Source organism: Ensifer adhaerens, from assembly GCF_002940685.1.
Classification (GTDB): Bacteria; Pseudomonadota; Alphaproteobacteria; order Rhizobiales; family Rhizobiaceae; genus Ensifer; species Ensifer adhaerens_E.
Map to the genome: position 1 here is coordinate 107,284 of NZ_PNFP01000018.1, position 25,182 is coordinate 132,465.

General features: G+C 63.8%; 27 protein-coding genes. 15 read left to right on the forward strand and 12 right to left on the reverse strand.

From position 1 onward, the window contains the following. Positions 1-11: 11 nt before the first annotated feature. Positions 12-950, reverse strand: coding sequence for a LysR substrate-binding domain-containing protein (locus C1A35_RS29200; protein ID WP_104667737.1), 939 nt, complete (start codon positions 948-950; stop codon positions 12-14). An 89-nt stretch (positions 951-1,039) separates the two neighbouring features. Between C1A35_RS29200 and C1A35_RS29205 the strand changes: the two genes are divergently transcribed. Both C1A35_RS29205 and C1A35_RS29210 read left to right on the forward strand, forming a co-directional pair. Continuing rightward, positions 1,040-1,234: a hypothetical protein gene (locus C1A35_RS29205; RefSeq protein WP_104667738.1), complete on the forward strand. Its 195-nt coding sequence runs from the start codon at positions 1,040-1,042 to the stop codon at positions 1,232-1,234. Between the two features lie 38 nt (positions 1,235-1,272). Continuing rightward, positions 1,273-1,653, forward strand: coding sequence for an MmcQ/YjbR family DNA-binding protein (locus C1A35_RS29210; protein ID WP_104667739.1), 381 nt, complete (start codon positions 1,273-1,275; stop codon positions 1,651-1,653). On the opposite strand, the gene C1A35_RS29215 is transcribed toward C1A35_RS29210, so the two are convergent. Beyond that, positions 1,629-2,219 carry a dihydrofolate reductase family protein gene (locus C1A35_RS29215; protein ID WP_234823048.1) on the reverse strand — a complete coding sequence of 197 codons (591 nt, stop codon included), beginning with the start codon at positions 2,217-2,219 and terminating at the stop codon, positions 1,629-1,631. The two genes, C1A35_RS29210 and C1A35_RS29215, sit on opposite strands and share 25 nt — an antisense overlap. A 166-nt stretch (positions 2,220-2,385) precedes the next feature. On the opposite strand from C1A35_RS29215, the gene C1A35_RS29220 reads away from it, so the two are divergent. Beyond that, positions 2,386-3,312 carry a bestrophin family protein gene (locus tag C1A35_RS29220; protein ID WP_104667740.1) on the forward strand — a complete coding sequence of 309 codons (927 nt, stop codon included), beginning with the start codon at positions 2,386-2,388 and terminating at the stop codon, positions 3,310-3,312. A 16-nt stretch (positions 3,313-3,328) separates the two neighbouring features. On the opposite strand, the gene C1A35_RS29225 is transcribed toward C1A35_RS29220, so the two are convergent. Together C1A35_RS29225 and C1A35_RS29230 are read right to left on the reverse strand one after the other, a co-directional pair. After that, positions 3,329-3,949, reverse strand: a complete 621-nt coding sequence (locus tag C1A35_RS29225) for a glutathione S-transferase family protein (RefSeq protein ID WP_104667741.1) — start codon at positions 3,947-3,949, stop codon at positions 3,329-3,331. 262 nt (positions 3,950-4,211) lie between these two features. Continuing rightward, positions 4,212-4,583: a DUF4406 domain-containing protein gene (locus tag C1A35_RS29230; protein ID WP_104667742.1), complete on the reverse strand. Its 372-nt coding sequence runs from the start codon at positions 4,581-4,583 to the stop codon at positions 4,212-4,214. Between the two features lie 91 nt (positions 4,584-4,674). Between C1A35_RS29230 and C1A35_RS29235 the strand changes: the two genes are divergently transcribed. Beyond that, the gene (locus C1A35_RS29235; protein ID WP_104667743.1) at positions 4,675-5,427 is read left to right on the forward strand and encodes a DeoR/GlpR family DNA-binding transcription regulator; all 753 of its coding nucleotides are present in this window, start codon (positions 4,675-4,677) and stop codon (positions 5,425-5,427) included. 44 nt (positions 5,428-5,471) lie between these two features. On the opposite strand, the gene C1A35_RS29240 is transcribed toward C1A35_RS29235, so the two are convergent. Continuing rightward, positions 5,472-6,479 (reverse strand): asparaginase, encoded by a 1,008-nt coding sequence (locus tag C1A35_RS29240; RefSeq protein WP_104667744.1) that lies wholly within the window; start codon positions 6,477-6,479, stop codon positions 5,472-5,474. A gap of 71 nt (positions 6,480-6,550) precedes the next feature. Between C1A35_RS29240 and C1A35_RS29245 the strand changes: the two genes are divergently transcribed. After that, the gene (locus C1A35_RS29245) at positions 6,551-7,288 is read left to right on the forward strand and encodes a DUF3750 domain-containing protein (protein ID WP_104667745.1); all 738 of its coding nucleotides are present in this window, start codon (positions 6,551-6,553) and stop codon (positions 7,286-7,288) included. Between the two features lie 89 nt (positions 7,289-7,377). Beyond that, positions 7,378-7,863, forward strand: a complete 486-nt coding sequence (locus tag C1A35_RS29250) for an NUDIX hydrolase (protein ID WP_104667746.1) — start codon at positions 7,378-7,380, stop codon at positions 7,861-7,863. 342 nt (positions 7,864-8,205) lie between these two features. Here C1A35_RS29250 and C1A35_RS29255 read toward each other — a convergent pair whose 3' ends face one another. From C1A35_RS29255 to C1A35_RS36115, 4 genes are all read right to left on the reverse strand, one after another. Continuing rightward, positions 8,206-9,204, reverse strand: a complete 999-nt coding sequence (locus C1A35_RS29255) for an NAD(P)H-quinone oxidoreductase (protein WP_104667747.1) — start codon at positions 9,202-9,204, stop codon at positions 8,206-8,208. A gap of 126 nt (positions 9,205-9,330) precedes the next feature. Further along, positions 9,331-11,127 carry a GGDEF domain-containing protein gene (locus tag C1A35_RS29260; protein ID WP_104667780.1) on the reverse strand — a complete coding sequence of 599 codons (1,797 nt, stop codon included), beginning with the start codon at positions 11,125-11,127 and terminating at the stop codon, positions 9,331-9,333. 203 nt (positions 11,128-11,330) lie between these two features. Then, positions 11,331-11,780 (reverse strand): DUF3995 domain-containing protein, encoded by a 450-nt coding sequence (locus tag C1A35_RS29265; protein WP_158665192.1) that lies wholly within the window; start codon positions 11,778-11,780, stop codon positions 11,331-11,333. Positions 11,781-11,808: 28 nt separating this feature from the next. Then, positions 11,809-12,210 (reverse strand): hypothetical protein, encoded by a 402-nt coding sequence (locus C1A35_RS36115; protein WP_158665193.1) that lies wholly within the window; start codon positions 12,208-12,210, stop codon positions 11,809-11,811. Positions 12,211-12,293: 83 nt separating this feature from the next. Between C1A35_RS36115 and C1A35_RS29270 the strand changes: the two genes are divergently transcribed. Then, positions 12,294-12,869 carry a TetR/AcrR family transcriptional regulator gene (locus C1A35_RS29270; RefSeq protein ID WP_158665194.1) on the forward strand — a complete coding sequence of 192 codons (576 nt, stop codon included), beginning with the start codon at positions 12,294-12,296 and terminating at the stop codon, positions 12,867-12,869. Positions 12,870-12,871: 2 nt separating this feature from the next. Here C1A35_RS29270 and C1A35_RS29275 read toward each other — a convergent pair whose 3' ends face one another. Beyond that, on the reverse strand, positions 12,872-13,420 hold the full coding sequence (locus tag C1A35_RS29275) for an HdeD family acid-resistance protein (protein ID WP_104667750.1): 549 nt from the start codon (positions 13,418-13,420) through the stop codon (positions 12,872-12,874). A gap of 147 nt (positions 13,421-13,567) precedes the next feature. Between C1A35_RS29275 and betI the strand changes: the two genes are divergently transcribed. The 6 genes from betI to C1A35_RS29305 all read left to right on the forward strand — a co-directional run bounded on the left by betI (position 13,568) and on the right by C1A35_RS29305 (position 20,988). Next, positions 13,568-14,170, forward strand: a complete 603-nt coding sequence (gene betI / locus C1A35_RS29280; RefSeq protein WP_104667751.1) for a transcriptional regulator BetI — start codon at positions 13,568-13,570, stop codon at positions 14,168-14,170. Next, on the forward strand, positions 14,167-15,702 hold the full coding sequence (betC, locus tag C1A35_RS29285) for a choline-sulfatase (protein WP_104667752.1): 1,536 nt from the start codon (positions 14,167-14,169) through the stop codon (positions 15,700-15,702). Before betI ends, betC begins: the two co-directional genes overlap by 4 nt. Before the next feature lies 1 nt (position 15,703). Then, complete coding sequence (gene betB, locus C1A35_RS29290) at positions 15,704-17,167, forward strand: betaine-aldehyde dehydrogenase (protein WP_104667753.1); 1,464 nt, start codon at positions 15,704-15,706, stop codon at positions 17,165-17,167. 253 nt (positions 17,168-17,420) lie between these two features. Further along, positions 17,421-19,070 carry a choline dehydrogenase gene (betA, locus tag C1A35_RS29295; protein WP_104667754.1) on the forward strand — a complete coding sequence of 550 codons (1,650 nt, stop codon included), beginning with the start codon at positions 17,421-17,423 and terminating at the stop codon, positions 19,068-19,070. A 224-nt stretch (positions 19,071-19,294) separates the two neighbouring features. Beyond that, positions 19,295-20,188, forward strand: coding sequence for a sigma-70 family RNA polymerase sigma factor (locus tag C1A35_RS29300; RefSeq protein WP_104667755.1), 894 nt, complete (start codon positions 19,295-19,297; stop codon positions 20,186-20,188). 164 nt (positions 20,189-20,352) lie between these two features. After that, entirely contained in the window at positions 20,353-20,988 is a 636-nt protein-coding gene (locus tag C1A35_RS29305) for a flavodoxin family protein (protein WP_104667756.1), read from the forward strand. 8 nt (positions 20,989-20,996) lie between these two features. Here C1A35_RS29305 and C1A35_RS29310 read toward each other — a convergent pair whose 3' ends face one another. Further along, positions 20,997-21,476 (reverse strand): DUF2214 domain-containing protein, encoded by a 480-nt coding sequence (locus C1A35_RS29310; RefSeq protein ID WP_104667757.1) that lies wholly within the window; start codon positions 21,474-21,476, stop codon positions 20,997-20,999. Beyond that, positions 21,473-21,862 carry a DUF6152 family protein gene (locus tag C1A35_RS29315; RefSeq protein WP_104667758.1) on the reverse strand — a complete coding sequence of 130 codons (390 nt, stop codon included), beginning with the start codon at positions 21,860-21,862 and terminating at the stop codon, positions 21,473-21,475. The genes C1A35_RS29310 and C1A35_RS29315 overlap by 4 nt, the downstream gene beginning before the upstream one ends. 380 nt (positions 21,863-22,242) lie before the next feature. Between C1A35_RS29315 and C1A35_RS29320 the strand changes: the two genes are divergently transcribed. Then, a complete protein-coding gene (locus C1A35_RS29320; protein WP_104667759.1) occupies positions 22,243-24,156 on the forward strand; it encodes a HAMP domain-containing methyl-accepting chemotaxis protein in 1,914 nt (637 codons plus the stop codon). Between the two features lie 243 nt (positions 24,157-24,399). Further along, positions 24,400-25,158 carry a phosphoadenylyl-sulfate reductase gene (locus tag C1A35_RS29325; RefSeq protein WP_104667760.1) on the forward strand — a complete coding sequence of 253 codons (759 nt, stop codon included), beginning with the start codon at positions 24,400-24,402 and terminating at the stop codon, positions 25,156-25,158. Positions 25,159-25,182 lie beyond the last annotated feature (24 nt).

Here is a 25,182-nt window from a genome sequence, read left to right on the forward strand (position 1 = left end):
GCTTCCGACGATCAGCCCATGGTCGCCGCGTCGAAGCGGACGCGCGGCGCCTTGATGTCGATCAGGCGCATGCCTTCCTCCACCTCGTCACGCACCCAGCGCTTGAAGGCCCTCGCAGCCTTGCTCTCGCGCCGCGACGGCGAACTGACGAAGTAGTGGCCGAAACCCGTCTCCACCCGGATACCGAACGGCACCACCAGGCTGCCTTGCGCGATCGCGAAACCGGCAAGCGTCTGCCAGGCGAGCATCACCCCCTGCCCGGAGATCGCCGCATCGAGCACCAGCGACGCCTCGTTGAAGGTGTGGCGCACGCTCATCTGCGCGCCCGAGAGCCCGACCTCGCGAAACCACACTTCCCAGCTGAACATCGAGTGGCCGTCGATGACGGCAGGCAATTTTAGAATATCTGCAGGCACCCGCAGACCGGATGCCATCGCCGGCGAGCAGACCGGAAACACTTCCTGTTGCAACAGCAGCTCGGACCTCACGCCCGGCCACTCCCCGGTGCCGACGCGAATGCCGACATCCACGTCGGACGTGTCGAGATTGACGAGCTTCGTCGTCGCGTCGATGCGCAGTCGAATGTCGGGATGGCGCTCGGCAAAACGGTTCAGCCGATAGACCAGCCAGCGGGCCGCAAAGACCGGCGCCACCGAAATCGTCAAGACCGACTCGTCACGCCGCCGCGCCGACGCCACGGCCTCCGCCAGTTCGTGAAAGGCATTGCTGATGCGCGCGAGGAACCGTTGGCCGAAGTCGGTCGGCACGAGGCCGCGCGGCGTGCGCTCGAACACTGTGCGACCAAGTTGGGCCTCCGCCTTGGCAATCTGCTGGCTGACGGCACCGGGGGTCACGCCAAGCTCCTCGGCGGCGGCGGCCAGCGATCCCAGCCGACCGGCGGCCTCGACGGCGCGCAACCCGTTCAGATGGACGGAATTCAGATCTCTCATATAGTTTTTCTAAACCCGTTCTCTGCCATTCTCAATTGAAAAGAAGACCGGACAGGCGGATCATCCAGGCGTGGAAAGGATGAACCGCCATGTTGAAGTTTCTCTCGAAGCTGATCCTGCTCAAAACACCGGAGGGCCATAAGGACGATGGGCCGCTCACCTGGGCGCGCGATCCGCTCATGCATCCGGATCTGGAGCGCATGGACGAGCGCGAACTCGGCGACCTGCCGTTTCCCGGCTGGCCGTGGCCCCGCACGGCCGAGTGCACCGGACGATGCCTGTAGGGCGATGACGGCAAGCCGTGCCGTGGTATGCTGTTGGAATGAGCGAGGATCTCGACAGCAATTTCGCCCGTGTCGTCAGGCTGGCCGAGGCGGCGGGCCTGCCCGAAGTGACGGTCGGCACCTCCTACGGCACACCTGCGCTGCTGGTGAAAGACAAGAGCTTCGTGCGTATGAAGGATGGCGACACGCTGGTCGTCATGTGCGCGCGCGAAGAAAAGGAAATGCTGCTCGAACTCGACCCGAGGCTCTACTTCGAGACTGACCACTACAAGGGCTGGCCGGCCATGCTGGTGCGGCTATCGGAGATCGACGACCAAAGCCTCACCGGCCGGCTGGTTGCCGCCTGGCGCGAGAAGGCGCCAAAGCGGCTCGCAGCGACCTTTTCCGAGCGCGATCAGCCCCGATCGCCGACCCCGTAGATCAGGCATACCTTGCCGCCGTCCAGCCGCTTGGCGTCGGCAAGCTGCAGGTAATGGCGCTTGGCGACGGTATCGAACAGCGCCTTGCCCTTGCCGACCACGACGGGATGGATGGTGAGACGCAGTTCGTCGATCAGACCATGATCCATCAGGCTCGACACCGTGCGCGCGCCGCCGACGACATAGATGGTTCGGCCCGGCTCCCGCCTCAGCTTCTCGATCCCTGAGACGTCGCGCACGATCCTGGCGTTTTCCCATTCGACACCGGCGCGGCTCTTGGAGAGAACGTAATGCGGCGTGCCGAGCGCAAAGTCCGCATAGTCGATTTCCTCCGGCGTCGGCAGCTCGCCGGTGAATTCCAGCGGCGCATGCGGATCGCGCTTGATCGCGCTCCAGTATTGCTCGTAGCCCGAATACATGCCGCTCCCGAGGACGCAGGCGTCGATCTCGGGCAGGAGATCGAACGTATCCGACCAGGAATCGACCCAGTCCGTATAGCCATCCGGCCCGTCGATCAGCCCGTCTATGGACATCTGCATGCCAGCAACCACCTTGCGCATCGTCATTGTCTCCCTGTTGGCGTTACACGCCAAGGACGTGCGGCAGGCGGCGAACCCGACACAACCGGTCAAAAATCCTGGCCCTGCGGGCGGCCTCATCGACCGGACGGCCCTTCCATTTCCAGGCCGGCGCCTATACCGGTGGAGATAACTGCCGGACAGGTGCTCTCCCATGATCGTTCGCGACCGCCCTACCCTTTTGAAACTGTTCTTCATCCTCAGGGGTTCGGTTATCCAGCGGATCTTTCCGCAGGTGCTGTTCGTCTTTGCCCTTTCCGCCTTCGTCGTCTGGGCGCACCGCGTCGATCCCGGCCTGGTGCCGAGCGTCAACAGCGGCCCCTTCGCGCTGCTCGGCATCGCGCTTTCGGTGTTCCTCGGCTTCCGCAACAATGCCTGCTACGACCGCTGGTGGGAGGCGCGGAAAGACTGGGGACAGCTGATTTTCACCGCCCGCGATCTCGCACGCCAGACGCTGGTCCTGGCGGACGCGGGATCCGCCTCGGCCGCCGAGGCGCGCCAGCGGCTGCTGAACATCACGATCGCCCTTGCGCACGCCCTGGTCTGCCACTTACGCCCGGGCAGCGATGGCGCGAGGGCGCTCGCGCGTCTGCCTGCCGATCTGGTGCCTGGCTACCAAAAAAGCGGCAACGGGCCGGACTTTCTCTTGCGCGAGATGGGTCGCACGCTCGCAAGCCTGCGCGCATCGGGTGCGATCAGCGACGTTCAATGGGCGCTCTTCGACGGTACGGTCGGCAGGATGTCGGCGGTGCTTGCCGCCTGCGAGCGGATCCGCAATACGCCGGTGCCTTTCGGCTATACGCTGCTCCTGCACCGCACCGCCTATCTCTTCTGCTTCCTGCTTCCCTTCGGCTTTGCCGATGCGCTCGGCTGGGCCACCCCCTTCGTGACGGCGCTGGTCGCCTACACGTTCTTCGGCCTCGACGCGCTCGGCGACGAGCTGGAGGAGCCGTTCGGCGTGTTGCCGAACGACCTGCCGATCGTAGCACTTGCCGAGACGATCGAAATCAACCTGCGCGAAGCGCTCGGCGAGACCGACCTTCCGCCCCTGCCGCAGCCCAAGAACTACATCCTGATGTAGCAGCAGACCCGATGGTTCAGATCTTCAGCGTCGCCAGCACCCGGGCGACGGCCGGACGCTCGGTCATCCGGTTGCGGTGATCGATGATTTTTGGAAAACGCGCGGGGTCCACGCCGTCCGGTTCAAGCCAGCCGGCGGCGGTGAAGAGATAGGGATCGGCGACCGAATAGGTGTCGCCAAAGACGAACGGCCCTTCGAACATCCTGCTTTCGATCAGTTCGTAGCAGGCGGTCATGTTGGAGGCGACCTTGGCCTTCATCGCTTCATGCGCCGCCGGATCGTCGGCCCAGCGTGCGCCCCGACGGCCATGGGCGTGGGCGACATGAACCGTCGAGCAGAGGTAATTCAGAAACGACTGCAATTGCGCGCAGGCGAAGGCATCGTTCACCGGCGCCAGCTTCGCCGCCGGAAAGGCCTCAGCGATATAGGTCAGGATTGCCGGCGTTTCGGTGATGACGCCCCGGTCGGTCAGGAGTGCCGGCACGCGGCCCTTCGGGTTTACCGCGAGATAGTCGGGCTTCGTCTGTTCGGCAGTCGAGAAATCGACACGGCGCGCCTCGTACTCGGCACCCGCTTCCTCCAGCGCGATATGCGAGGCCAATGAACAGGTTGCGGGGGCGTAGAACAGTTTCAACACTTTAAGCTCTCCTCTGCGATCATGCGGATCGGCCGACGTGATGTCGACGGCCCGAACCGGCTCTGTCAATTCCCGTGGACCGAAGCGGAATACGAACGGAGAACCGCGCGCTTCCCGCCGTCTCGCTCCAAAGCAACGACCGACCGCAGAAGAAAGGATGTCGCCTCGATTGACAAGCAGAAGTGGCAACGGCGCCGCAGATCGCCGCCGTCGGCCGTCGCTTGAGCGCGCCCGGCAGGCGGCAACTGCCGGGCCTTGCGGTCTACGCGACCAGCGGCTCGCTGCAACCGGGCACGTCCTCAAGTCGATAGTAGACGGGAATGCCGCGCTCGCGGGCAATCCGCACGTCGTTGTCCGCCCCCTTGCTGTCGCCCGGCAGGCGCAGCACCGCGTCGCAAAGCGCCAGCAATCGGCCTGCCACTGGATGGAAAATCTCTTCATAGAGATCGTCGCCGATCCGCTCGCCGCCGGCGGCATTCCAGACCGGCAGGGCGACCCATTCGCCGATCATGGGTACATGCCCTGCCTGGAACAGGGCATAGGACGGCTCCTCCAGTCGTTTGAGATTGGCGGCCATTTTCACCGGGTCATCACCGGTTCCGGAGCGATAGGGACCTGCGATCAAGATCAGCATTTTTCTCTCCCGAGACGATACGAAAGATCCAGATTATTCTGGAATGAACGTGATATTTCGTGCAATATCGTGAAGAGTCAAGGAGGCATTCATGCTGACAACGCAGAGACGGGCTTTGATTTCGGCGCGGCTGGCGCGCGACGGCGAGATCGTCGCCAAGCGCATGGCCGATGAACTGAACCTGTCGGAGGACACGATCCGGCGAGATCTGCGCGAGATGGCGGCGGAAGGATTGCTGAAGCGCGTGCATGGCGGCGCACTGCCCCTGGCGCCGCCGCTGCCGAACTTCGCCGCGCGTCAGGAAATCGCCGGCGACGTCAAGTGGCGGCTTGGGCGAAAAGCCGCGGCAATGATCGAAGCCGGCCAGACGATCTTCCTCGACGGCGGCACCAGCAATGCGGAGATTGCGCGGGCCCTGCCGCGCGAAATGCCGATCACCGTCATCACCCACAGCCCGACGATTGCCGCCGAACTCGAGCGCCACGAGGCCGAGGTGATCCTGATCGGTGGCCGGCTCTACAAGCATTCGATGGTGGCGACCGGTGCCGCAACCATTGCCGCCATCGCCGGCGTTCGCGTCGACCTGTTCTTCCTCGGCGTTACCGCCATTCATCCGGCCCACGGCGTCTCGACCGGCGACTTCGAGGAGGCGGCTGTCAAGCGCGCCATCCTCGGGCAAGCCGCCGAGATCTATGTGCTTGCGACAGCCGAGAAATTCGGCGCGGTGTCGCCGCACCGTGTGGCCGGGATCGCCGACCTGACCGGCTTCATCGTGCCTGAAGAGACTGGGGCCGAGACGCTGGCACCCTATGAGGACGCAGACATCGCGATCGTCCGCGCCTGATTGCGCGAGCAGGCAGGTCGCACCGAGGCGTGGCCCGCCACACCTCAGGCGGCGAAGGTTTCCGTCACCCTGACGTCGCCGACATGGATGCCGTTCCAGTTGTGCATGGAATGATTGGCCTGCGCCATCAGCGCCGTGTGCAACGCAGGCTCGTCCTTGAAGAAGCGGGCAAGCGTTGCCGCCACCATCGCTTCGGCGGCGCGGGTCGTACCATCCTCGCACTTCAGCGCGATCGCGATGCCTTTTTCCGGAATGGCGGCGCAGAAGACACCTTCCGCACCGGTCTTGGCGAAGATGCGGCCAGGCGCCGTCTTCATCAGCCGCGTGCAGGCGCGCTTGGTGCCGGCAACGAAGAAGGGTTCGGCCATGCAGGCCTCGATCAGCCGCCTCGAGACGCGGGCGCGCTCAGGCTCGAGCCCGGCGCCGGTCGCCATTTTCGCGAAGCCGTGTGCAAGCCCCTTCAGGGGAACGGCGTAGGTCGGGATCGAACAGCCGTCGACACCGCAATTGTCCTTGGCGAGGATCGCGCCGGTCAGGCTTTCCATCGCGCCACGGATCTCGCGCTGCAGCGGATGCTCGTAGCCGACATAGCCTTTCACCTCGGTGCCCGAATGGCAGCAGGCGCAGATGAAACCGGAATGTTTGCCGGAGCAATTGTTGTGCAGGGCCGTCGGCGCCTCCAGGCTGCGGGCCTGGCCGATCAGGGTTTTCTGGTCGGACGACCAATGGGCGCCGCATTCGAGCGCCGAGACGTCGCGACCGGCGGCCGCCAGCATTTTCGCAGCGAGCTCCACATGTTCCGGTTCGCCGGAATGGGAGGAGCAGGCGAGCGCCAGCTCCCTGTTGCCGAAGCCATAGGCGTCGGCCGCACCGCTTTCCATCAACGGCAACGCCTGCATCGCCTTGCAGGCCGAACGCGGGAAGACGGCGCCGTCCGTTTCGCCCAGCGAAAAGACAGTCCGGCCGTCACCGTCGACGGCAATGATCACGCCGCGGTGGCGGCTTTCGACGAGGTTTCCGCGGGTGACTTCGACGAGAACGGGATTCGACATGCCTTGCCCTCAAATTTCCGAAATTGCTCCGTGCATTTAACAGGATTCCAGCGACAGGAAACGGAGTTTTCATGAAATTCGCCCGCAGGCTCGCCGCCGCCTTTCTCATCATCTACCTGCTACCGGCACTCGCCTCGGCCGGATGGTGGTACATGCAGGATCGGCCACAAAGCTGGCGCGACGCGGATTGGTCGTCAGCCGGCGTCCTGCCGGAGGCGGCTGAAAGCACGGAGGCGGCGATCTACGTCTTTTCGGCGACGACCGGCGGCATGAAGGGTGCCGTCGCGAGCCATGCCTGGATCGTGACCAAGGCTGAGGGCGCGAGCACCTACGATCGCTATGACAAGGTCGGCTGGGGCAAGCCGATCCGCAAGAACGGCTATCCGGCCGATGCGCGCTGGTACTCGAACGAGCCGCGGCTGGTCGTCTCGGTGACCGGCGCCGAGGCCACCCGGCTGATCCCGAAGATCGAGGCGGCGATCGCGCGCTACCCGTACGCCTCGCCCGGCGGCTACCGCATCTGGCCCGGCCCGAACTCCAACACCTTCGTCGCCCACGTGCTGCGCTCCGTGCCGGAACTCGGCGTCGTGCTGCCGCCGGACGCCGTCGGCCGGGATTATCTGCCGGAAGGCAAGTTGTTCCAGATCGATGCCGATGGGCGTGACCTGCACGCCACACTCTATGGCCTGGCCGGTATCTCGGCGGGTGTTCGCAGCGGCCTCGAGCTGCATTTCTTCGGCCTTGTCGTCGGTTTCGACTTCGCCAATCCCGGCATCAAGATCCCGGCACTCGGGCGCATCGGCATATGATGGTGCAGCTTTGACGGGCCATCGCTTAGGTTGAGCGCCGGTGGTTTGCATTGCATGGTGCGCCGGTCGAATCAGAAGGACGCGCCCGCATGCATGAGATACCGATCAGGAGCTTTGCCGTTTCGGTGGTCGTCCTCCGCCCCGTCGGAAGCGCCTTCGAGGTGCTCCTTCTCAAGCGCACAGGAACGCTCGCGGGAACCTGGTGTCAGGTCGCAGGCGCTATCGAGGCTGGCGAAACGGCCTGGCAGGCGGGCTTGCGCGAGGTCGGCGAGGAAACCGGTCTGCGCCTCGACCGCATCTATTCCGCAGATATCTGCGAGCAGTTCTACGAAGCCGATCGCAACGCCATCAGCCTCCTGCCCGTGTTCGTCGGCTTTGCGCCCGGCGACGCCACGGTTCGGCTCAATGCCGAACACAGCGACTTTCGCTGGGTAAGCTTTGACGAAGCGATCCGCATGGTGCCGTTTGCCGGCCAAAGGAAAGTGTTGAAACATGTCCGGGACGAGTTCGTCGACAATCAACCTAACCCCTGGCTGCTGATCCAGGAAGCGCCGCCCTACGGAGCGGCCGGCTAGGACACGGTCTGCCGCCGGGCCGGAAATGGAAAAGGGCCGCGCGAGGCGACCCTTCCATGAGTTTTGGCCGTGTGACTGGCCCGGGCTGTCAGGCCCGAAGGAAGGCGGGATCAAGCCGAGGGCTGCCTCGACACGTTCACCTCTCCCATGCCCTTCACCAAGACCGAAATCTCATTAGACATTGGACCACCTTCCTTTCTGTTCGTTGCTGATGGGTTGAAGGTAAGCGATCCGACAGCGATTGCAAGGGCGACGATGGTCGAAGATCGCATCGCCTTGTCGCGCCACCGATCACAGGGCCCGATGACCCGGGGGATCACAGGGGCCTCATGATCGTTCCGATTACAGGGACATGATGATCTTGCCGATATGGTCGCCCTCCTCCATCTGGCGGTGGCCGTCGGCCACCGCACTGAAGGGCAGGACGGAATGGATGACCGGCGCAACCTTGCCCGCTTCCAGCAGCGGCCAGACCTTTTCCATGAGGCTATCGCGGATCGCCTGCTTTTCTGCCGCCGTACGCGGGCGGAGCGCCGACCCCATCACGTGCAGCCGTTTCGTCAGGATCGGTGCGATGTTCGCCCCTTCTACCTTGGCGCCGCCGAGGAAGGCGATGATCGACAGGCGGCCGTCCTTGGCGAGCGACGCGATGTTGCGGTCGAAGTAGCGCCCACCGACCATGTCGAGGATGACGTCGACACCGCGGCCGCCAGTTTCTTCGAGGACAACTGCCTTGAAGTCTTCGTCGCGATAGTTGATCGCGCGCTTGGCGCCCAGCGCCTCGCAGGCACGGCATTTCTCGGCGCTGCCGGCGGTGACGAAGACCTCGGCGCCAAAGGCTTTCGCAAGCTGGATCGCCGTGGTGCCGATGCCGCTCGAGCCGCCATGGACAAGGATAGTCTCACCCGCCTTCAGCCCGGCCATGTCGAAGACATTCGCCCAGACGGTGAAGAAGGTTTCCGGCAGAGCGGCCGCCTTCACGGCGTCATAACCCTTCGGCCAGGCGAGCGCCTGGGTGGCGGGCACCGCCGTATATTCCGCATAGCCGCCGCCGTTGGCGAGGGCGCAAACCTTGTCGCCGATCCGGAAGCCTTGAACCCCCTCGCCGAGCGCCACGACTTCGCCCGCCACTTCCAGGCCGAGGATCGGGCTTGCGCCCGGCGGTGGCGGATAATCGCCCTTGCGCTGCAGAACATCGGGGCGGTTGATGCCGGATGCTTCGACCCGAACGAGGATGTCGCCGGGCCTCACTTCCGGCAGCGGCCCTTTCGTGAGGATCATGTTTTCCGGTCCGCCCGGAGACGGAAGGTCGACGAATTGCATTTCAGATGGAAGGGACATGGCGCTACCTCGCGAAATCTTACGCGCCCTTACCTAGGGCAATTCCGTGAGAAGTGTGAAATGCTTTTCCGGCATCGCTTCGCTTGGCCGACGGCGCGAACAGAATTGGCGGGCCGAAAACGGGACTCAGCCGCCGAGCGCGTCCATCACCAGACCGGCTTCACTGGCCTTGGCGCGGGATTTGATTTCGGCGATGCGGGCACTGACGGCCTGAGCATCGGAGAAGACAAAGCCCTCCGGCAGGCCGAGAACCGCGATCGAGCAGCGCATCAACGGAAATTCCTTCGCCGAACCGTCCCGGCCGTAGCCGCTGATGCGGCCCTCCGCCTGATGCTCCGGTGAATAGAGCTGGCATACGTCGGAGCGGAAATCGTCGAGCAGACGGTGCAAGACGGTCTCCAGTTCCTCGACCGAACAGCCGCTGACCCCGACGAAGAAATCGTCACCGCCGACATGGCCGAGGAATTTCTCCTCGCCGATGAAGTGGCGACGCAGCAGGGCGGCAAACAGCGTGATCGCGAGGTCGCCCTTCTGGAAGCCATAGGTGTCATTGAACGGCTTGAAGTCGTCGAAGTCGCAATAGCAGAAATAGCGGGCATGATCGCCGTCGAGGATGGCGTCCTGGACATAGTCGCGGATGGCGCGGTTGCCGGGCAGTCCCGTCAGCGGGTTCTGCTCCTGCGCCATCTTCAATTGCTTCTCGTTGATGATCTTTAAGAGCGACGAGGCCGAGAGCGTGCCGGCGTAACGCATATTCTCCGTCAGGATCAGGCAGTCGCTGCCATCCATGCCGGCGAAGATCTTCAGCATTTCATCGGCCGGCGTATCGAGATCGGCGATCGGCGCGGGGCTGACGAAATGCGAGATCCGCCGCTGATAGATGCGGTTCTTCAGCAGATCGCGGCCGAAGGGATGATAGATCAGTTCCTTGACGTGATATTCGTGCAGGATCCCGCGCGGCTCGCCATTGGCATTCAGGACCGGGAAGAAGCCCTGACGCGGGTTCCGCCTGAAGAGATCGAAGACGGAGTCGAGTTCGTCGCATTCGCGCACGGTTGGCAGCTGCTCGATCTGCTTGCGGATCAGGATGCCGTCGAGCGAAGACGACGGCCGCCTGCCACTGGCGCTATGGTCGAGATGCGGATAGGCGGGCAGAAGCTCGCTCAGATGCGTGGTCGGCCGGGCGATGTAGTAGCCTTGCACCAGGTCGCAACCGAGATCGCGGCAGGTGAGGAATTCCGCTTCCGTCTCCACACCTTCGGCAATCACCCGCGTGCCGAGCACATGGGCGGTGTTGACCGTATGGCGGACGAGATGACGCTTGCGGGCATCGGCCTCGATGCCGGAGATGAAATGCCGGTCGATCTTCACATAGTCGACCGGCTGGTCGCAGAGCAGCTTCAACCCGTTGAAGCCGGCACCGAAGTCATCGATCGCCAGCTTGAAACCGGCAAGCCGCAGGTCGCGCACAAGGGCGGAGAAATCCGGCATCTTGCCGCCGTCGAAACGCTCGGAAAGCTCGAAGCAGAGCGACGACGGGGCGATACCGGCGCGCTTCAAGTGGTTGACGAGGCGTTCGACGATGTCGCCCTCGCCGCCGACAAGGCGCGAGTCGAAGTTGAGGAAAAGGGTGCGCGCGGCATGATCGGGCAAAGTCGCAAAGCCGGCGACGGCGCGGCTGTTGATCATGTGTTCGAGCGCCAGCAACTGGCCTGCCTCTTCCGCCTTGTCGAGCAGTTCCAGCGGCGAGGCAAAGCCGAGCTTCTGGAAACCGCGCATCAGCGACTCGTAACCGAAGACGGTACCGGTCGCCGCTTCCGCGATCGGCTGGAACGCGCTTTCGATCACCAGCTTGGCGAGCGTTACGATCTGGTCGTCGCCGAACCGGCGCAACGAGAGAATTTCGGCGGGGGCGGCGGACATGCCGGGCTCCAGAGACAGGGACGGACGGTCGGACGCCGGCAGCATCACCGCCAAGCGTCAACGAAGTCTTTCCCCACTATGAAGCTTTGATGAAAGCTATGTGACAGCCGCAGCCACATTGAACACGTGAAAACATTCTAATGAAATCAGTGGTTTCATGAGCAACTGCTGCCGCCGCTCCTTCCGTGCCCGGATGCTGATTTTCAGTCGGGAAAGGCCGGGGCAAGAGCGAGCAGCAGCAGGTATCCGGCGCCGATCAGAAGGCAAAGGGGACCGTAAATGTGGCGGTCGAGCGTCACGAAGGGTTCTGTGCCATGGCGCCGGTGAAAGGCCGCGGTGAAGGCCGACAATCCGCGCGCCACGAAGATGGCGGCGAGCGCCGCGAGACCGAAATGGACCAAGTTTGGCGGCAGTGCGCCTGCCAAGGGGGGCGTGACGAACAACGGCAGGAGCGCCGCCGCAAGGATCAGCCCCGCGACGACCAGCGTCAGCCAGGCCGGCGGCATCGCCGAGCGATGCTTTGTCCCGACCACCGTGCGCACCAGCGATGCTTCATCGTGACAGGGCCAAAGTCCGCCCATTGCCCAGTAGCCATGCAACCCGGCGATGCCGGCAAGCACGAGAAAAATCAGGATCGCGATTACCGTCAGCATGAGGGGGCTTCCTTGCCAATCGTCCGTGTCAGACGGATACGTTTGATACAGGCCGGGCGCCCGATTGCGCTCCGATCGCCGCAAGCCCGGCCATGACGACGAAGGCTGCCCATTGCGGCGTGGTCCAGAGAGTGCCGAGATAGGCGAGACCGTAGCCGACAAAGAGCGCCGCATAGGCGAGATACTGCGCGATGACGGCACCTGCGAGCGGCCGGCGATAGCGCCCATCCGCGGCGGCAACGAGCAAAGCGAGACTGTTGATCAGCAGGATGGCGCTGGTCGCGTGCCAGAGAAGCGAGACATAGGTTTGCAAGAGCGGCGACGGGCTGCTTTCAAGCAAGGGCGCGTGCACGTCCGGCCCGCCGGCGAAGAGATGAATACCCGTTGTCACCAGGGACAGAATGCCCGCTGCCAGAAGCCACCTGCTCATGATTTCGCCTCCAATACCAACCATACGGCAGCGTATGTACGCCACGTGATTGCATCCGTCAATACGGTGGCGTATGGATGGCCATGACGACAAAAAACACCCTGACGAGCGATGACTGGATCAAGGCCGCCTTCCGTGCGCTGACGGCGGGCGGCGTGCAGGCGATCCGCGCCGAGGCGATTGCCCGCGACCTCAAGGTCAGCAAGGGCTCTTTCTATTGGCATTTCAAGGATGTGCCGGATCTGAAGGCAAAGATGCTGGCCCATTGGGCGCGCGAGGCGACCGACGCGATCATCGCGGAAATCGAAGCGTCGGCAGTACCGGCGCAGGAGCGATTGCGATTGCTGGTGCACGCCGCGACCGACGAACGCAGCCTACCCTACGGCGGGTTGCTGACGGACGGCGCGGTCCGCGAATGGGCGCGCTTCGACGCCGTGGCCGCCATGACCCTCAAGTCCGTCGACGAACGCCGCCTTGGCTACATCGCCGACCTGCTCCGCCAGTGCGGTTTTTCAGCAAAGGGCGGCCGCAGTGGCGCCAGCGCGCTCTACGGCGCACTGATCGGCCTTGAGGCGCTCGCCGCAAACGGCCTGGCCGATCTGCGCGCCGATCTGCTCGGGCTGCTCGAGGCACTCCTCGGCGGCAGCACTCCGCGCTAGACTCAGCCCTTTGCGAGCACGCCGAAAGCGATCAGCGACAGGCCCTGCATCACAAGGTCGACGGCCAGGAATAGGCCGAGGATCCAGAGGCTGTTAACCGGCCAGCCGGCGGCGATGATGAGGCCTGCGGCGAGCGTCACCAGACCGCCGAGCGCCACCCAGCCCCAGCCCTGCAACGGGCGAAGCTTCAGGCCGACCCAGATGCGGAAGCAGCCGGCGACGATCAGGGCGATCGCCATGATGAAGGTGAGGAAGGAGGAGGCCAGCAGCGGATTGATGAAGGCAAAGAGGCCGGCGATCGTGTAGCAGGCGCCGCTCAAGCCCCAGTAGAGCACGCTGTCCCAGCCCTTCACCTGAAAGGCGTGAGCGAGATTGAACAGCCCGCCGACCAGCATGATGATCCCGACATAGTAGACGGACGCGACGGTCGCCATCAGCAGATTGCCGAAGGCGAGACCCCCGCACATGATCAACAGCACGCCAAGGGCGACGAACCATCCCCATTTGCCGGCAACCGCCGACTTGTCGGCTCGATCGAATGCATGGGTCATCTCAACCTCCAGTTCTTCGGAACGCAGGATTGCTATCGCGGCGATTGAGCCGGATTTCTCGGTAAAAGGAAAGAAAAAACGCAGGCAGATTTTTATTGATTGATGAGTCAATCAAAAATAGATTGATCGTCGTCAAGGGAGAGACGCATGCCGAAAGTCGGAATGGAGCCGGTGCGCCGCAAGGCGCTGGTGGACGCTGCACTGCGTGTGATCGGCGACCAGGGCACGCTGACGGTGACCATGTCCGAAATCGCCCGCCACGCCGGCGTCTCCCCTGCCCTTGCCCATCACTATTTCGGCAGCAAGGAACAATTGCTGATCGAGACGATCCGCAGTCTTCTACGCCAGTTGCGCGACGACACGGTGACGGCGCTTCGCGCCGTGGCAGGCCCGCGCGAAAGGCTGAGCGCTCTCATCCGCGTCTCCTTCCAGGCAAGCCAGTTCGCCCCCGATACGATCGCCGCGTGGCTCGCCTTTTACTCCGAAGCACAGCGGTCGGAAGAGGTGCGGCGGCTGCTCGTCGTCTATGCCCGGCGGCTGCGCTCCAATCTCATGGCAAGCCTCAAGGCACTTTGCGCCGACGATGACGCGGAACGCATCGCCGAAGGCGCTGCTGCGATGATCGACGGACTTTATATCCGCCAGAGTCTGCGCTCCGCGCCGATCAGCATCGAAGCTTCGATCGCGCTCACCGAAGACTACGTCACCTCGCACATCGATCGGCTCACATACCAGGGAACGGCCGCATGACCGCAAGACCGAACATCCTGATCATCATGGTCGACCAGTTGAACGGAAAGTTCTTTCCGGACGGGCCGGCTGAGTTCCTGCATGCGCCTCATCTCAAAGCACTCGCCGCCCGCTCGGCCCGTTTCCGCAACAACTACACCTCGTCGCCGCTCTGCGCCCCTGCCCGCGCCTCGTTCATGGCCGGGCAATTGCCGAGCCGCACCCGCGTCTACGACAATGCCGCCGAATACCAGTCGTCGATCCCGACCTATGCGCATCACCTGCGCCGCGCCGGCTACTACACGGCACTTTCCGGCAAGATGCACTTCGTCGGGCCGGACCAGCTGCACGGTTTCGAGGAGCGGCTGACGACCGACATATACCCGGCCGACTTCGGCTGGACGCCCGACTATCGCAAGCCCGGCGAGCGGATCGACTGGTGGTACCACAATCTCGGCTCGGTCACCGGCGCCGGCGTTGCCGAGATCACCAACCAGATGGAATACGACGACGAGGTCGCCTTCCTCGCCAACCAGAAGCTCTACCAGCTTTCGCGCGAAAACGACGATACGGACCGCCGCCCCTGGTGCCTGACCGTCTCCTTCACCCATCCGCACGACCCCTATGTGGCACGCAAGAAGTTCTGGGATCTCTACGAGAATTGCGAGCACCTGCTGCCCGAGGTCGGCATGCTGCCGGACGAAGAGCAGGATCCGCATTCCAGGCGCATCATGCATTCCTGCGACTACGGCAATTTCGACCTGACGGAAGACAATATCCGCCGCTCGCGCCGCGCCTATTTCGCCAACATCTCCTATCTCGACGAGAAGGTCGGCGAGCTCGTGGATACGCTGACGCGCACCCGCATGCTCGACGATACGCTGATCCTCTTCTGCTCGGATCACGGCGACATGCTCGGCGAGCGCGGCCTGTGGTTCAAGATGAACTTCTTTGAAGGGTCGGCTCGCGTGCCGCTGATGGTCGCCGGCCCTGGTGTCGCGCCGGGTCTGCACCTGGCACCGACGTCCAACCTCGACGTGACGCCGACGCTTGCCGATCTCGCCGGCATATCCATGGACGAGGTAAAACCCTGGACCGATGGCATCAGCCTCGTGCCCATGATCAACGGCGAGGATCGGTCGGAGCCGGTGCTGATGGAGTATGCGGCCGAAGCCTCCTACGCGCCGCTCGTCGCGATCCGCGAAGGGAAGTGGAAGTACATCCACTGCGCGCTCGATCCGGACCAGCTCTACGATCTCGATGCCGACCCGCTGGAACTGAAGAACCTGGCCGCCAATCCGGAAACGCAGGTGCAGGCTGCGACCTTGCAAGCGTTCCGCGACATGTGCGCCGCCCATTGGGACATGGAAGCATTCGATGCCGCCGTGCGCGAAAGCCAGGCGCGGCGCTGGGTGGTCTACGAGGCGCTACGCAACGGCGCCTACTACCCCTGGGATCACCAGCCGCTGCAAAAGGCATCCGAGCGCTACATGCGCAACCATATGAACCTCGACAATCTCGAGGAATCCAAACGCTATCCGCGGGGAGAATGAGATGAAAGCCCAACCGCAAGCCTCGCACTTCATCGATGGCGAATATGTCGAGGACATCGAAGGCACCGTCATCGAGAGCATCTATCCGGCGACCGGCGAAGTTATCGCCCGGCTGCACGCGGCAACGCCTGCGATCGTCGAAAAGGCGATTGCCGCGGCCAAGCGCGCCCAGCCGGAATGGGCGGCGATGAGCCCGACAGCGCGCGGCCGCATCCTCAAGCGCGCCGCCGAAATCATGCGCGAGCGCAACCGCGAGCTTTCCGAGCTCGAAACGCTCGACACCGGCAAGCCGATCCAGGAGACGATCGTCGCCGACCCGACCTCGGGCGCCGACAGCTTCGAATTCTTCGGCGGCGTGATCGCGACCGCGCTCAACGGCGACTACATCCCGCTCGGCGGCGACTTCGCCTATACCAAGCGCGTGCCGCTCGGCGTCTGCGTCGGTATCGGCGCCTGGAACTATCCGCAGCAGATCGCCTGCTGGAAGGGCGCGCCGGCCCTTGCCGCCGGCAACGCCATGGTCTTCAAGCCTTCGGAAAACACACCGCTCGGCGCCCTGAAAATCGCCGAGATCCTTGTAGAAGCCGGCCTGCCAAAGGGCCTCTACAATGTCATCCAAGGCGATCGCACGACCGGCCCGCTGCTCGTCAACCATCCTGATGTCGCCAAGGTGTCGCTGACCGGCTCGGTCCCGACGGGCAAGAAGGTGGCGGGTGCGGCCGCCGCCGAACTCAAGCACGTCACCATGGAACTCGGCGGCAAGTCGCCGCTGATCGTCTTCGACGATGCTGATCTCGAAAGCGCCATCGGCGGCGCCATGCTTGGCAACTTCTATTCGACCGGCCAGGTCTGCTCCAACGGCACCCGCGTCTTCGTGCAGAAGGGTATCAAGGAACAGTTCCTGACGCGGCTCAAAGCCCGCACCGAAGCGATCGTCATTGGCGACCCCATGGACGAGGCGACGCAGCTCGGGCCAATGGTCTCGGCGCCGCAGCGCGACAAGGTCTTCTCCTATATCGAGAAGGGCAAGGCTGAAGGTGCGCGACTGGTGACCGGTGGCGGCATCCCGAACGCCGTCAACAGTGAAGGTACCTATATCCAGCCGACGGTCTTTGCCGACGTCACCGACGGGATGACGATCGCCCGCGAGGAGATCTTCGGGCCTGTCATGTGTGTGCTCGACTTCGACGACGAGGCCGAGGTGATCACCCGCGCCAATGCCACCGAATTCGGCCTTTCGGCCGGCGTCTTTACCGCTGACATCACCCGTGCGCACCGTGTCGTCGACCAGCTCGAGGCCGGCACGCTCTGGATCAACACCTACAATCTCTGCCCGGTGGAAATCCCCTTCGGCGGATCGAAACAGTCGGGCTTCGGCCGCGAGAATTCGGTCGCGGCGCTCAACCATTATAGCGAGCTGAAGACCGTCTATGTCGGCATGGGACCGGTGCAGGCGCCGTATTGAGGGGCTGCCCCTCACCCTAACCCTCTCCCCGCACGCGGGGACGTGGCCTGCTCGCCAGACCACACGCGGCAACGCAGAGGGACGTCAGAGAGGGAGCAAGACATATCCGCGTTTTCCTTCTTCCCGCCTACGGGGAGAAGGTGGCGGCAGCCGGCTGAGGGGCGGATCCCTCACCGTGCGGATGAGGGGCGCATCCCGTCACTGCGGATGCGAAGCATGCCGAGGGGCAACGATTAAAAGAAAGACGACGCTTATGCAGGCAGATTACATCATCATCGGCTCCGGCTCCGCCGGCTCGGCGCTCGCCTATCGCCTCTCCGAAGACGGCAAGAATACCGTCCTGGTGCTGGAATATGGCGGCACGGATGCGGGCCCCTTCATCCAGATGCCGGCAGCACTTGCCTGGCCGATGAGCATGAAACGCTACAACTGGGGCTATCTGTCCGAGCCTGAGCCGAACCTCAACAACCGCCGCATCACCGCGCCGCGCGGCAAAGTGATCGGCGGTTCTTCCTCGATCAACGGTCTCGTCTATGTGCGCGGCCATGCGGAGGACTTCAACCGGTGGGAAGAACTCGGCGCGCGCGGCTGGGCCTATGCGGATGTGCTGCCCTATTTCAAGCGCATGGAAAACAGCCACGGCGGCGAAACCGGCTGGCGCGGCACCGACGGGCCGCTGCACGTCAAACGCGGCCCAGTCCACAATCCGCTGTTCCATGCCTTCATCCAGGCCGGCCAGCAAGCCGGTTTCGAACTCACCGATGACTATAACGGCTCGAAGCAGGAAGGCTTCGGGCTGATGGAGCAGACCGTCTGGCAGGGCCGGCGCTGGTCGGCGGCGAACGCCTATCTGAAGCCGGCGATGAAGCGCCAGAACGTCTCGCTCGTGCGCTGCTTCGCCCGGCGGATCATCATCGAGAATGGCCGGGCAACCGGGGTCGAGATCGAGCGCGGCGGCAAGATCGAGGTCGTCAAGGCGAACCGCGAGGTGGTCGTGTCGGCCTCCTCGTTCAACTCGCCGAAACTGCTGATGCTCTCGGGTATCGGCCCGGCTGCGCACCTGAAGGAGATGGGCATCGAGGTGAAGGTCGACCGGCCGGGCGTGGGCGCGAACCTGCAGGACCATATGGAGTTCTATTTCCAGCAGATTTCAACGAAGCCCGTGTCGCTTTATTCCTGGCTGCCCTGGTTCTGGCAGGGCGTCGCCGGCGCCCAGTGGCTGTTCTTCAAGAAGGGCCTCGGCATTTCAAACCAGTTCGAGGCCTGCGCCTTCCTGCGCTCGGCCCCCGGCGTCAAGCAGCCGGACATCCAATACCACTTCCTGCCCGTGGCGATCAGCTACGACGGCAAGGCGGCCGCCAACACCCACGGCTTCCAGGTGCATGTCGGCTACAATCTGTCGAAGTCGCGCGGCAACGTCACGCTACGTTCCTCCGACCCGATGGCCGACCCGGTCATCCGCTTCAACTACATGAGCCACCCGGAGGACTGGGAGAAGTTCCGCCACTGCGTGCGCCTCACCCGCGAGATCTTTGGCCAGAAAGCCTTCGACCATTATCGCGGCCCGGAGATCCAGCCGGGCGAAAAGGTCCAGTCGGACGATCAGATCGACGCGTTTCTGCGCGAACATCTGGAAAGCGCCTATCACCCCTGCGGTACCTGCCGGATGGGCGCCAAGGACGACCCGATGGCCGTGGTCGATCCGGAGACGCGCGTCATCGGCGTCGACGGCCTTCGTGTCGCCGACAGCTCGATCTTCCCGCACGTGACCTACGGCAACCTCAACAGCCCGTCGATCATGACCGGCGAGAAGGCGGCCGACCACATTCTCGGCAAGCAGCCGCTGGCGCGCTCCAACCAGGAACCCTGGATCAATCCGCGCTGGCACGTGAGCGACCGGTAAGGCCGCCTGCGCCACAACGCAAATTTTCGCAGGCATTCGACTGCCGCATGTCACATTCGTCGGTGCTATCTTGTCTTGTCTTCTCGAGTGCATGAGACGAAGGAGACGAAGATGACAGCGAAGCCCGATCCGCATGGGACTGCCGCCGCGGTGATGCCGTCATGGCCCCGTGCGCGCGCCAGCCATTTCGTGGCCGCACGCGCATTATCGCAGTGGGGCGCGTGATGGCCGGGATGACCGACGAAGACGTCAGAACGACTTTCAGCCCGCTGCGCCCGCGACTGGTCCGCATCGCCTATCGCATGCTGGGATCCGTCAGCGAAGCTGAAGATATCGTACAGGAAGCATTCCTGCGCTGGCTGGACGCCGACCGTGTGGCCGTCAAGGAACCATCGGCGTTTCTGGGCCGGATCGTGACACGCCTTTGCCTCAACCAGTTGAAGTCGGCACGGCGGCGGCGCGAAACCTACCTGGGGCCATGGCTGCCGGAACCGGTCGTCGAACAGGGCGACGAACTCGACGACATCACCTTGCCTCTGATGATGGCACTGGAACGCCTGTCGCCGCTGGAACGCGCAGCCTTCCTGCTGCACGACGTCTTCGGTGTCAGCTTCGATGAAATCGGCGAGACGCTCGGCCGCAAGGCAGCAACCTGCCGTCAACTGGCCAGCCGTGCCCGCATCAATATCCGCGAGACCCGCCACCGCTTTGCGATGCCGCGGGAACAGGGCATGGAAATCGCCGCCGCCTTCTTTGCCGCGTCCCGTGACGGTGATTTGCACAAGCTTCGTTCGCTGCTTGCGACCGGCGCGATCGTCTATGCCGACGGCGGCGGCAAGACAGTGGCACCACGACGGCCGATCGTCGGCATAGACGAGGTGATGAAGCTGCACGCCTCGCTGGCGCTGATCTTTGCCCGGACGATGTCCCGGCTCGTGCGCTACGAATTCATCAATGGACTGCCCGGATTTATCACCATCGAAGACGGGGTCCTGCAGACCACCGCGATCGAGATCGAGCGGGATCGGATCACCGCCATCTATGTCACGCGCAATCCGGACAAGCTAAAACACCTCCCGGAAGTGCTGACATATCTCGGTGCCCCCGCCGTTCACTGAGCGACAGGTGACCGCGCCCTAACGATCGCGCTCCCGCACACGGGCACCAGAGCCGACAGCTCTGTTGATCGCCCCTGCCCACGCAATCTCGACCTGCCACGCACCGATCGCGCGCGCCTCTACGCGTGCGGCAGGCCCGACACCAAACCATAGGAGACCAAACCATGAGCAACATATGCATAGCCGTCATCTACCACAGCGGATATGGGCACACGGCACGCCAGGCCCAGGCCGTCAAAGCCGGTATCGAGCGGGTCGACGGCGCTCAATGCCTGCTCCTGGCCGTTGAGGACGCACCGGCGCGGTGGAACGATCTTGGCTCAGCCGAGGCGATCATTTTCGGCACGCCGACCTATGTCGGCGGCCAATCAGCCGCGTTCAAGTCATTTCAGGAAGCGAGTTCCAGTGCCGTGATGGCCAAGGGCTACCTCTGGAAAAACAAGTTTGCTGCCGGTTTCACCAACTCGGGAACCGCCTCGGGCGACAAACTCGCGACGCTGATGCAACTTGCTCTCTTTGCTGCCCAGCATGGCATGCACTGGATCAACCTCGACCTGCCACCGGCCAACCACTCGACCAAAGGCTCGCCTGACGATCTCAACCGGCTTGGCTTCTGGCTGGGCGCCGGCGCCCAGTCGAATGTCGACCAGGACGCCGATCTGGCGCCGCCGCCATCCGATCTTGAGACGGCAAGTCATCTCGGCCAACGCGTGGCCGAGATGACGCTGCAGTTCGTGCGAGGAAGAACGGTCGAACAGGAGCCCGCCCTTCCCGCGTGGAGAACGGCGGGCGAGCGGTAGGATCCGCGTCAGAGAAAGCCGATCCAGCGGCCGGCGAGCAGAGCACCAAGCCACGTGACCAAGGAGGCAAGCGCCTGCGCACGCAGGCGCAACGCCACGGCTCCACCTGCGAGCGCCACCGACCAGGCCGTGCTCACGCGGACGGACAGTGCATTCAGCGTTCCGACTGCCAGAAGCACAAGCTTGGTCAGGAGTGCCGGATTGGTGAGATAGGCGGACGGCCTGACGCTGAAGAGGCAAAGGCCGGTGACGACGGCCAGGGCGAGGCCAACGGCGGCGGCGCGCGCCAGGAAAGGCCCAAGCACCTCCAACGGCGCCGGGCCGACGAGCCCGAGCAGCCGCAGATCAAGCGGCACGATCGCGCCGATGAGCAGGCCGATCGCGAGAACATGCGCTGCGTTGACCACGAGATAGAGGATCGCTGAGCGCCTCAGCGCCGCGCCCACCGGCCAGCCGGCGATCCATTCGACGAGTTCCGCGCCGCTCATCCACCGGCCCGAATGCGCTCCGGATAGATATCATAGGTCTTGCCGGAGACCGTGATGCGCACCGCCTTCATGCGCTTTTCGTTCGGGTCGAGTGAACGGTTACCGAGAACGATGACCTCGTCGCCGGCCTTGGCCGCCCCCTCGACGAAGCCTGAACGTTCTGTCTGCCGGGGATTGCCGAGTTCGACGTGCCACAGGCCATCCGTGGCCGACTCCACCTGTAAGGTCGGGTGCGGCGGTGCCATCGAGATTTCACGGATGATGCCCTTGAGCTCGATCTGGTCGGCCTCGGCCCAGGACCATCCGTGATGGGCATAGGCGCTCGTGACGAGAAGTCCCGTCAGAATGGCCGCTGCAACGCCACGGCGTGAAATGGCATTCCACATCTGCCTGCTCCTTCGCCTGTTTCGCAGAGGCGGCAGCTTGAACCCGAAGAGCGGATTGCGAAAGGATGTGGTCTTCAACACTTCTTGAGCATCGCCCGGCTGCCGCCTGTGGTTGCGATGACCATGGGTTGCGCGAATATTGACCAACAGCTTAAAATTTAGCCATTCTTAATCTCCGGTTGTTATGTCTATATGAGACGGAGTGAACGCTGGGCGAATGTGCCATGACGGCAGTATCGCCGCGCAGTATCGCGTGCTCCATCCCATCATCAACATCACTCCCCTGCCAAGGCGAGCTCGCTTACCGATGCCTTTGCGGCCTGTCCGCGGCCATCGGCCGAGGATGATTTTGCCTTGCGGGCAACCGCGGAGCTTTATTCATGACAATCAAAGCACGCCTGCTCGTGTGTCTGTCCCTGCTCGCCGTCGCCATGCTGGTCATGATCGCCACGGCTTTCAATGCGATGACATCGATCTCCAAGCGAACGGAATCGATCGTCGCCGACCGGTTGCTGCCGGTCGATCATCTCAAAACGGTGTCCGACATGTATGCGGTCGAGATCGTCGATACGACCCACAAGGTCAGGAGCGGCGCGCTCGGCTGGACGGCGGGCAAGCAGGCGATCAACACCGCCCTTGCCACGATCGACACGCAATGGCGCACCTATGAGGCGACGCGTCTCACACCGCAAGAGAGGCAACTGGCCGAGACTTTCGACAAGGCGCGCGTGGCCAGCGACGCCTCGATCCGCGGCCTCGTCGAGATCATGGAGCGCGAGGACAAGCCGGAACTCGAGCGTTTCGTCGACGGCAAACTCTACCCCTCCGTCGATCCTCTCGCCGCCCCGATCAGCGAACTGATCAAGCTGCAGCTTTCCGAGGCCAACGCCGAACTCGAAGCGGCGAAAGCCGAAAAGGACAACCTTACGCTCTGGCAGACCGTGATCGCCGGTTTCGCCCTGATCATGCTTGGAGCGACCGTCTGGTTCGTGATCGCCGGCCTGCTGCGTCCACTGACGAAACTGCGCGAGGCCATGCGCCAGCTCGCCGCCGGCAATCTCAAGGCCGTCATTTTCGGTGAAGGCCGCCGGGATGAAATCGGCCAGATGGCGGGCGCGGTCGCCGTCTTCCGCGACAATGCGCTCGAACGCCAGCGGCTGGAGCAGGAGGCGGAGGCCGGCCGTTCGCTTTCCGAACGGGAGCGCGAACAGCGCGAAGCACAGAAGGCGAAAGAGGCGGCGGAGGTCCAGACAGCTGTCAGCGCGCTTGGTTTTGGCCTCGACCGCCTTGCTGACGGTGACCTCACGTTCCGGATCGAAACACCGCTTGCCGAACGGCTCGACGCACTGCGCACCAACTTCAACAGCTCCGTCACCAATCTCGAAGAGGCGCTGCGCTCGGTCGGCGAGAACGCCCGCAGCATCAATGCAGGCGCCAGCGAAATCCGCTCGGCGGCGGGCGACCTTTCCAAGCGCACGGAGCAACAGGCAGCCTCGGTGGAGGAGACTGCGGCGGCCCTCGACCAGATCGCCACCACGGTCGCAGATGCCAGCCGGCGGGCGGAAGAAGCCGGCACGCTCGTCACCCGCACCCGCGGTGCGGCGGAGAAATCCGGCGAGATCGTCGGCAACGCCGTCACCGCCATGAGCGGCATCGAGGCCTCGTCGCGGGAGATCTCCAGCATCATCGGCGTGATCGACGACATCGCCTTCCAGACGAACCTGCTCGCACTCAATGCCGGCGTCGAGGCGGCACGCGCAGGCGAAGCCGGCAAGGGCTTCGCCGTCGTCGCCCAGGAGGTGCGCGAACTCGCCCAGCGCTCGGCCCAGGCTGCCAAGGAGATCAAGGTATTGATCGCGACCTCGGGCCAGCAGGTGAAATCCGGCGTGACGCTGGTGCGTGAAACCGGCGCGGCACTCGAAGGCATCATCACCGAGGTCCAGGAGATCAGCAGCCACGTGACGGCGATCGTCGAAAGCGCCCGCGAACAGGCGGCCGGCATTCAGCAGATCAATACCGCGGTGAATGCCATCGACCAGGGCACGCAACAAAATGCGGCGATGGTGGAGCAATCGACCGCCGCCAGCCACAGCCTTGCCCGCGAGGCCGGCGCGCTCAACGACCTCCTGATGCGCTTCAAGACCGGCAACGGCGCCTCGGCAGCGCCGCGTCTCGTGGCGAGTGCTGCCGCGGAAAACGCAGCCCCCTCGCCCGCACGGGCCCTGACCCGCAAGCTTGCCGGCGCCTATCGCGGCGGCGCGCGGCCACAGGAGGACGGCTGGGCGGAGTTCTGACAATCAGGTTCGGTTGGACCAGGAAGGCGCGGGCCCCGAGGTTCGCGCCTTCTGCCATTCCGCCTTACCCGCGCTGACAGTACAGTATTAAATCTAGTAAATTACTAGTCTATATTCGGTTTTTCACTGCCTTTCGATCTGAGAGGCAGATTTGCTCCAAACAAACAGCATTAGAAACCGCTATTTCTGTCCTTTGTCCTGTTCGGCTGCGATATTCCGAGCAACTTGGAACAGGACGCAGCCATGACCACGTCATCCCTTGAAACCAATGCCAAGGCTCTGAACGAGCGGCTCGAAGGCCTGGATCTTGCCGGGCGCCTCGCCCTTGTCGCAGGTCTTGACGGACGAGCCGTCTTCACCACATCGCTCGGGATCGAGGACCAGGTGATCACCGCCGCGATCGGCAAGAACAAGCTTGCCGTCGACGTCGTCACGCTCCAGACCGGTCGCCTTTTTAACGAAACGGCCGCGCTGATCGACAAGACGGAAGAGGCCTACGGCATTCTGATCAAGCGCTACCATCCGGAACAGGCCGACATCGACGCCTATGCGGCGCGTTACGGCCTCAACGGTTTCTACGAAAGCGTCGAAGCCCGGCACGCCTGTTGCGACGTGCGCAAGCTGAAGCCGCTTGCGCGCGCGCTTGAAGGGGCAGCCTTCTGGGTCACCGGCCTGCGCCGCGGCCAGTCGGGAAATCGCGCCTCGACGCCCTTTGCCGAGGCTGACCTCGAACGCGGGCTGATCAAGATCAACCCGCTTGCCGACTGGGACATCGAGACCATTCGTGCCCACGTCGCCACTCACGCCATCCCGGTCAACCCGCTGCATGCACGCGGCTATCCATCGATCGGCTGCGAACCCTGCACCCGCGCCATCAAGCCCGGCGAGCCCGAGCGCGCCGGCCGCTGGTGGTGGGAGAACGACGAGAAGCGTGAATGCGGCCTGCACGTTCCCGAGACGGCAGCGAGCTCCATCATCCCGACTTCGAGCAGCGCCGCCTGAGGCTGGCGCGCTCCATCAAAGACA

Excerpts from the sequence above, each read along its gene's own strand:
- C1A35_RS29325 (WP_104667760.1), top strand. The coding sequence starts at position 24,400 with ATGACCACGTCATCCCTTGAAACCAATGCCAAGGCTCTGAACGAGCGG.
- betC (WP_104667752.1), top strand. The coding sequence starts at position 14,167 with ATGACCGCAAGACCGAACATCCTGATCATCATGGTCGACCAGTTGAAC.
- C1A35_RS29300 (WP_104667755.1), top strand. The coding sequence starts at position 19,295 with ATGGCCGGGATGACCGACGAAGACGTCAGAACGACTTTCAGCCCGCTG.
- betI (WP_104667751.1), top strand. The coding sequence starts at position 13,568 with ATGCCGAAAGTCGGAATGGAGCCGGTGCGCCGCAAGGCGCTGGTGGAC.
- C1A35_RS29205 (WP_104667738.1), top strand. The coding sequence starts at position 1,040 with ATGTTGAAGTTTCTCTCGAAGCTGATCCTGCTCAAAACACCGGAGGGC.
- C1A35_RS29245 (WP_104667745.1), top strand. The coding sequence starts at position 6,551 with ATGAAATTCGCCCGCAGGCTCGCCGCCGCCTTTCTCATCATCTACCTG.
- C1A35_RS29230 (WP_104667742.1), bottom strand. The coding sequence starts at position 4,583 with ATGCTGATCTTGATCGCAGGTCCCTATCGCTCCGGAACCGGTGATGAC.
- C1A35_RS29305 (WP_104667756.1), top strand. The coding sequence starts at position 20,353 with ATGAGCAACATATGCATAGCCGTCATCTACCACAGCGGATATGGGCAC.
- C1A35_RS29310 (WP_104667757.1), bottom strand. The coding sequence starts at position 21,476 with ATGAGCGGCGCGGAACTCGTCGAATGGATCGCCGGCTGGCCGGTGGGC.
- C1A35_RS36115 (WP_158665193.1), bottom strand. The coding sequence starts at position 12,210 with ATGAGCAGGTGGCTTCTGGCAGCGGGCATTCTGTCCCTGGTGACAACG.
- C1A35_RS29315 (WP_104667758.1), bottom strand. The coding sequence starts at position 21,862 with ATGTGGAATGCCATTTCACGCCGTGGCGTTGCAGCGGCCATTCTGACG.
- C1A35_RS29255 (WP_104667747.1), bottom strand. The coding sequence starts at position 9,204 with ATGTCCCTTCCATCTGAAATGCAATTCGTCGACCTTCCGTCTCCGGGC.
- C1A35_RS29215 (WP_234823048.1), bottom strand. The coding sequence starts at position 2,219 with ATGACGATGCGCAAGGTGGTTGCTGGCATGCAGATGTCCATAGACGGG.
- C1A35_RS29260 (WP_104667780.1), bottom strand. The coding sequence starts at position 11,127 with ATGTCCGCCGCCCCCGCCGAAATTCTCTCGTTGCGCCGGTTCGGCGAC.
- C1A35_RS29235 (WP_104667743.1), top strand. The coding sequence starts at position 4,675 with ATGCTGACAACGCAGAGACGGGCTTTGATTTCGGCGCGGCTGGCGCGC.
- betA (WP_104667754.1), top strand. The coding sequence starts at position 17,421 with ATGCAGGCAGATTACATCATCATCGGCTCCGGCTCCGCCGGCTCGGCG.
- C1A35_RS29210 (WP_104667739.1), top strand. The coding sequence starts at position 1,273 with ATGAGCGAGGATCTCGACAGCAATTTCGCCCGTGTCGTCAGGCTGGCC.
- C1A35_RS29250 (WP_104667746.1), top strand. The coding sequence starts at position 7,378 with ATGCATGAGATACCGATCAGGAGCTTTGCCGTTTCGGTGGTCGTCCTC.
- C1A35_RS29200 (WP_104667737.1), bottom strand. The coding sequence starts at position 950 with ATGAGAGATCTGAATTCCGTCCATCTGAACGGGTTGCGCGCCGTCGAG.
- C1A35_RS29270 (WP_158665194.1), top strand. The coding sequence starts at position 12,294 with ATGACGACAAAAAACACCCTGACGAGCGATGACTGGATCAAGGCCGCC.
- C1A35_RS29320 (WP_104667759.1), top strand. The coding sequence starts at position 22,243 with ATGACAATCAAAGCACGCCTGCTCGTGTGTCTGTCCCTGCTCGCCGTC.
- C1A35_RS29240 (WP_104667744.1), bottom strand. The coding sequence starts at position 6,479 with ATGTCGAATCCCGTTCTCGTCGAAGTCACCCGCGGAAACCTCGTCGAA.
- C1A35_RS29220 (WP_104667740.1), top strand. The coding sequence starts at position 2,386 with ATGATCGTTCGCGACCGCCCTACCCTTTTGAAACTGTTCTTCATCCTC.
- C1A35_RS29265 (WP_158665192.1), bottom strand. The coding sequence starts at position 11,780 with ATGCTGACGGTAATCGCGATCCTGATTTTTCTCGTGCTTGCCGGCATC.
- C1A35_RS29275 (WP_104667750.1), bottom strand. The coding sequence starts at position 13,420 with ATGACCCATGCATTCGATCGAGCCGACAAGTCGGCGGTTGCCGGCAAA.
- betB (WP_104667753.1), top strand. The coding sequence starts at position 15,704 with ATGAAAGCCCAACCGCAAGCCTCGCACTTCATCGATGGCGAATATGTC.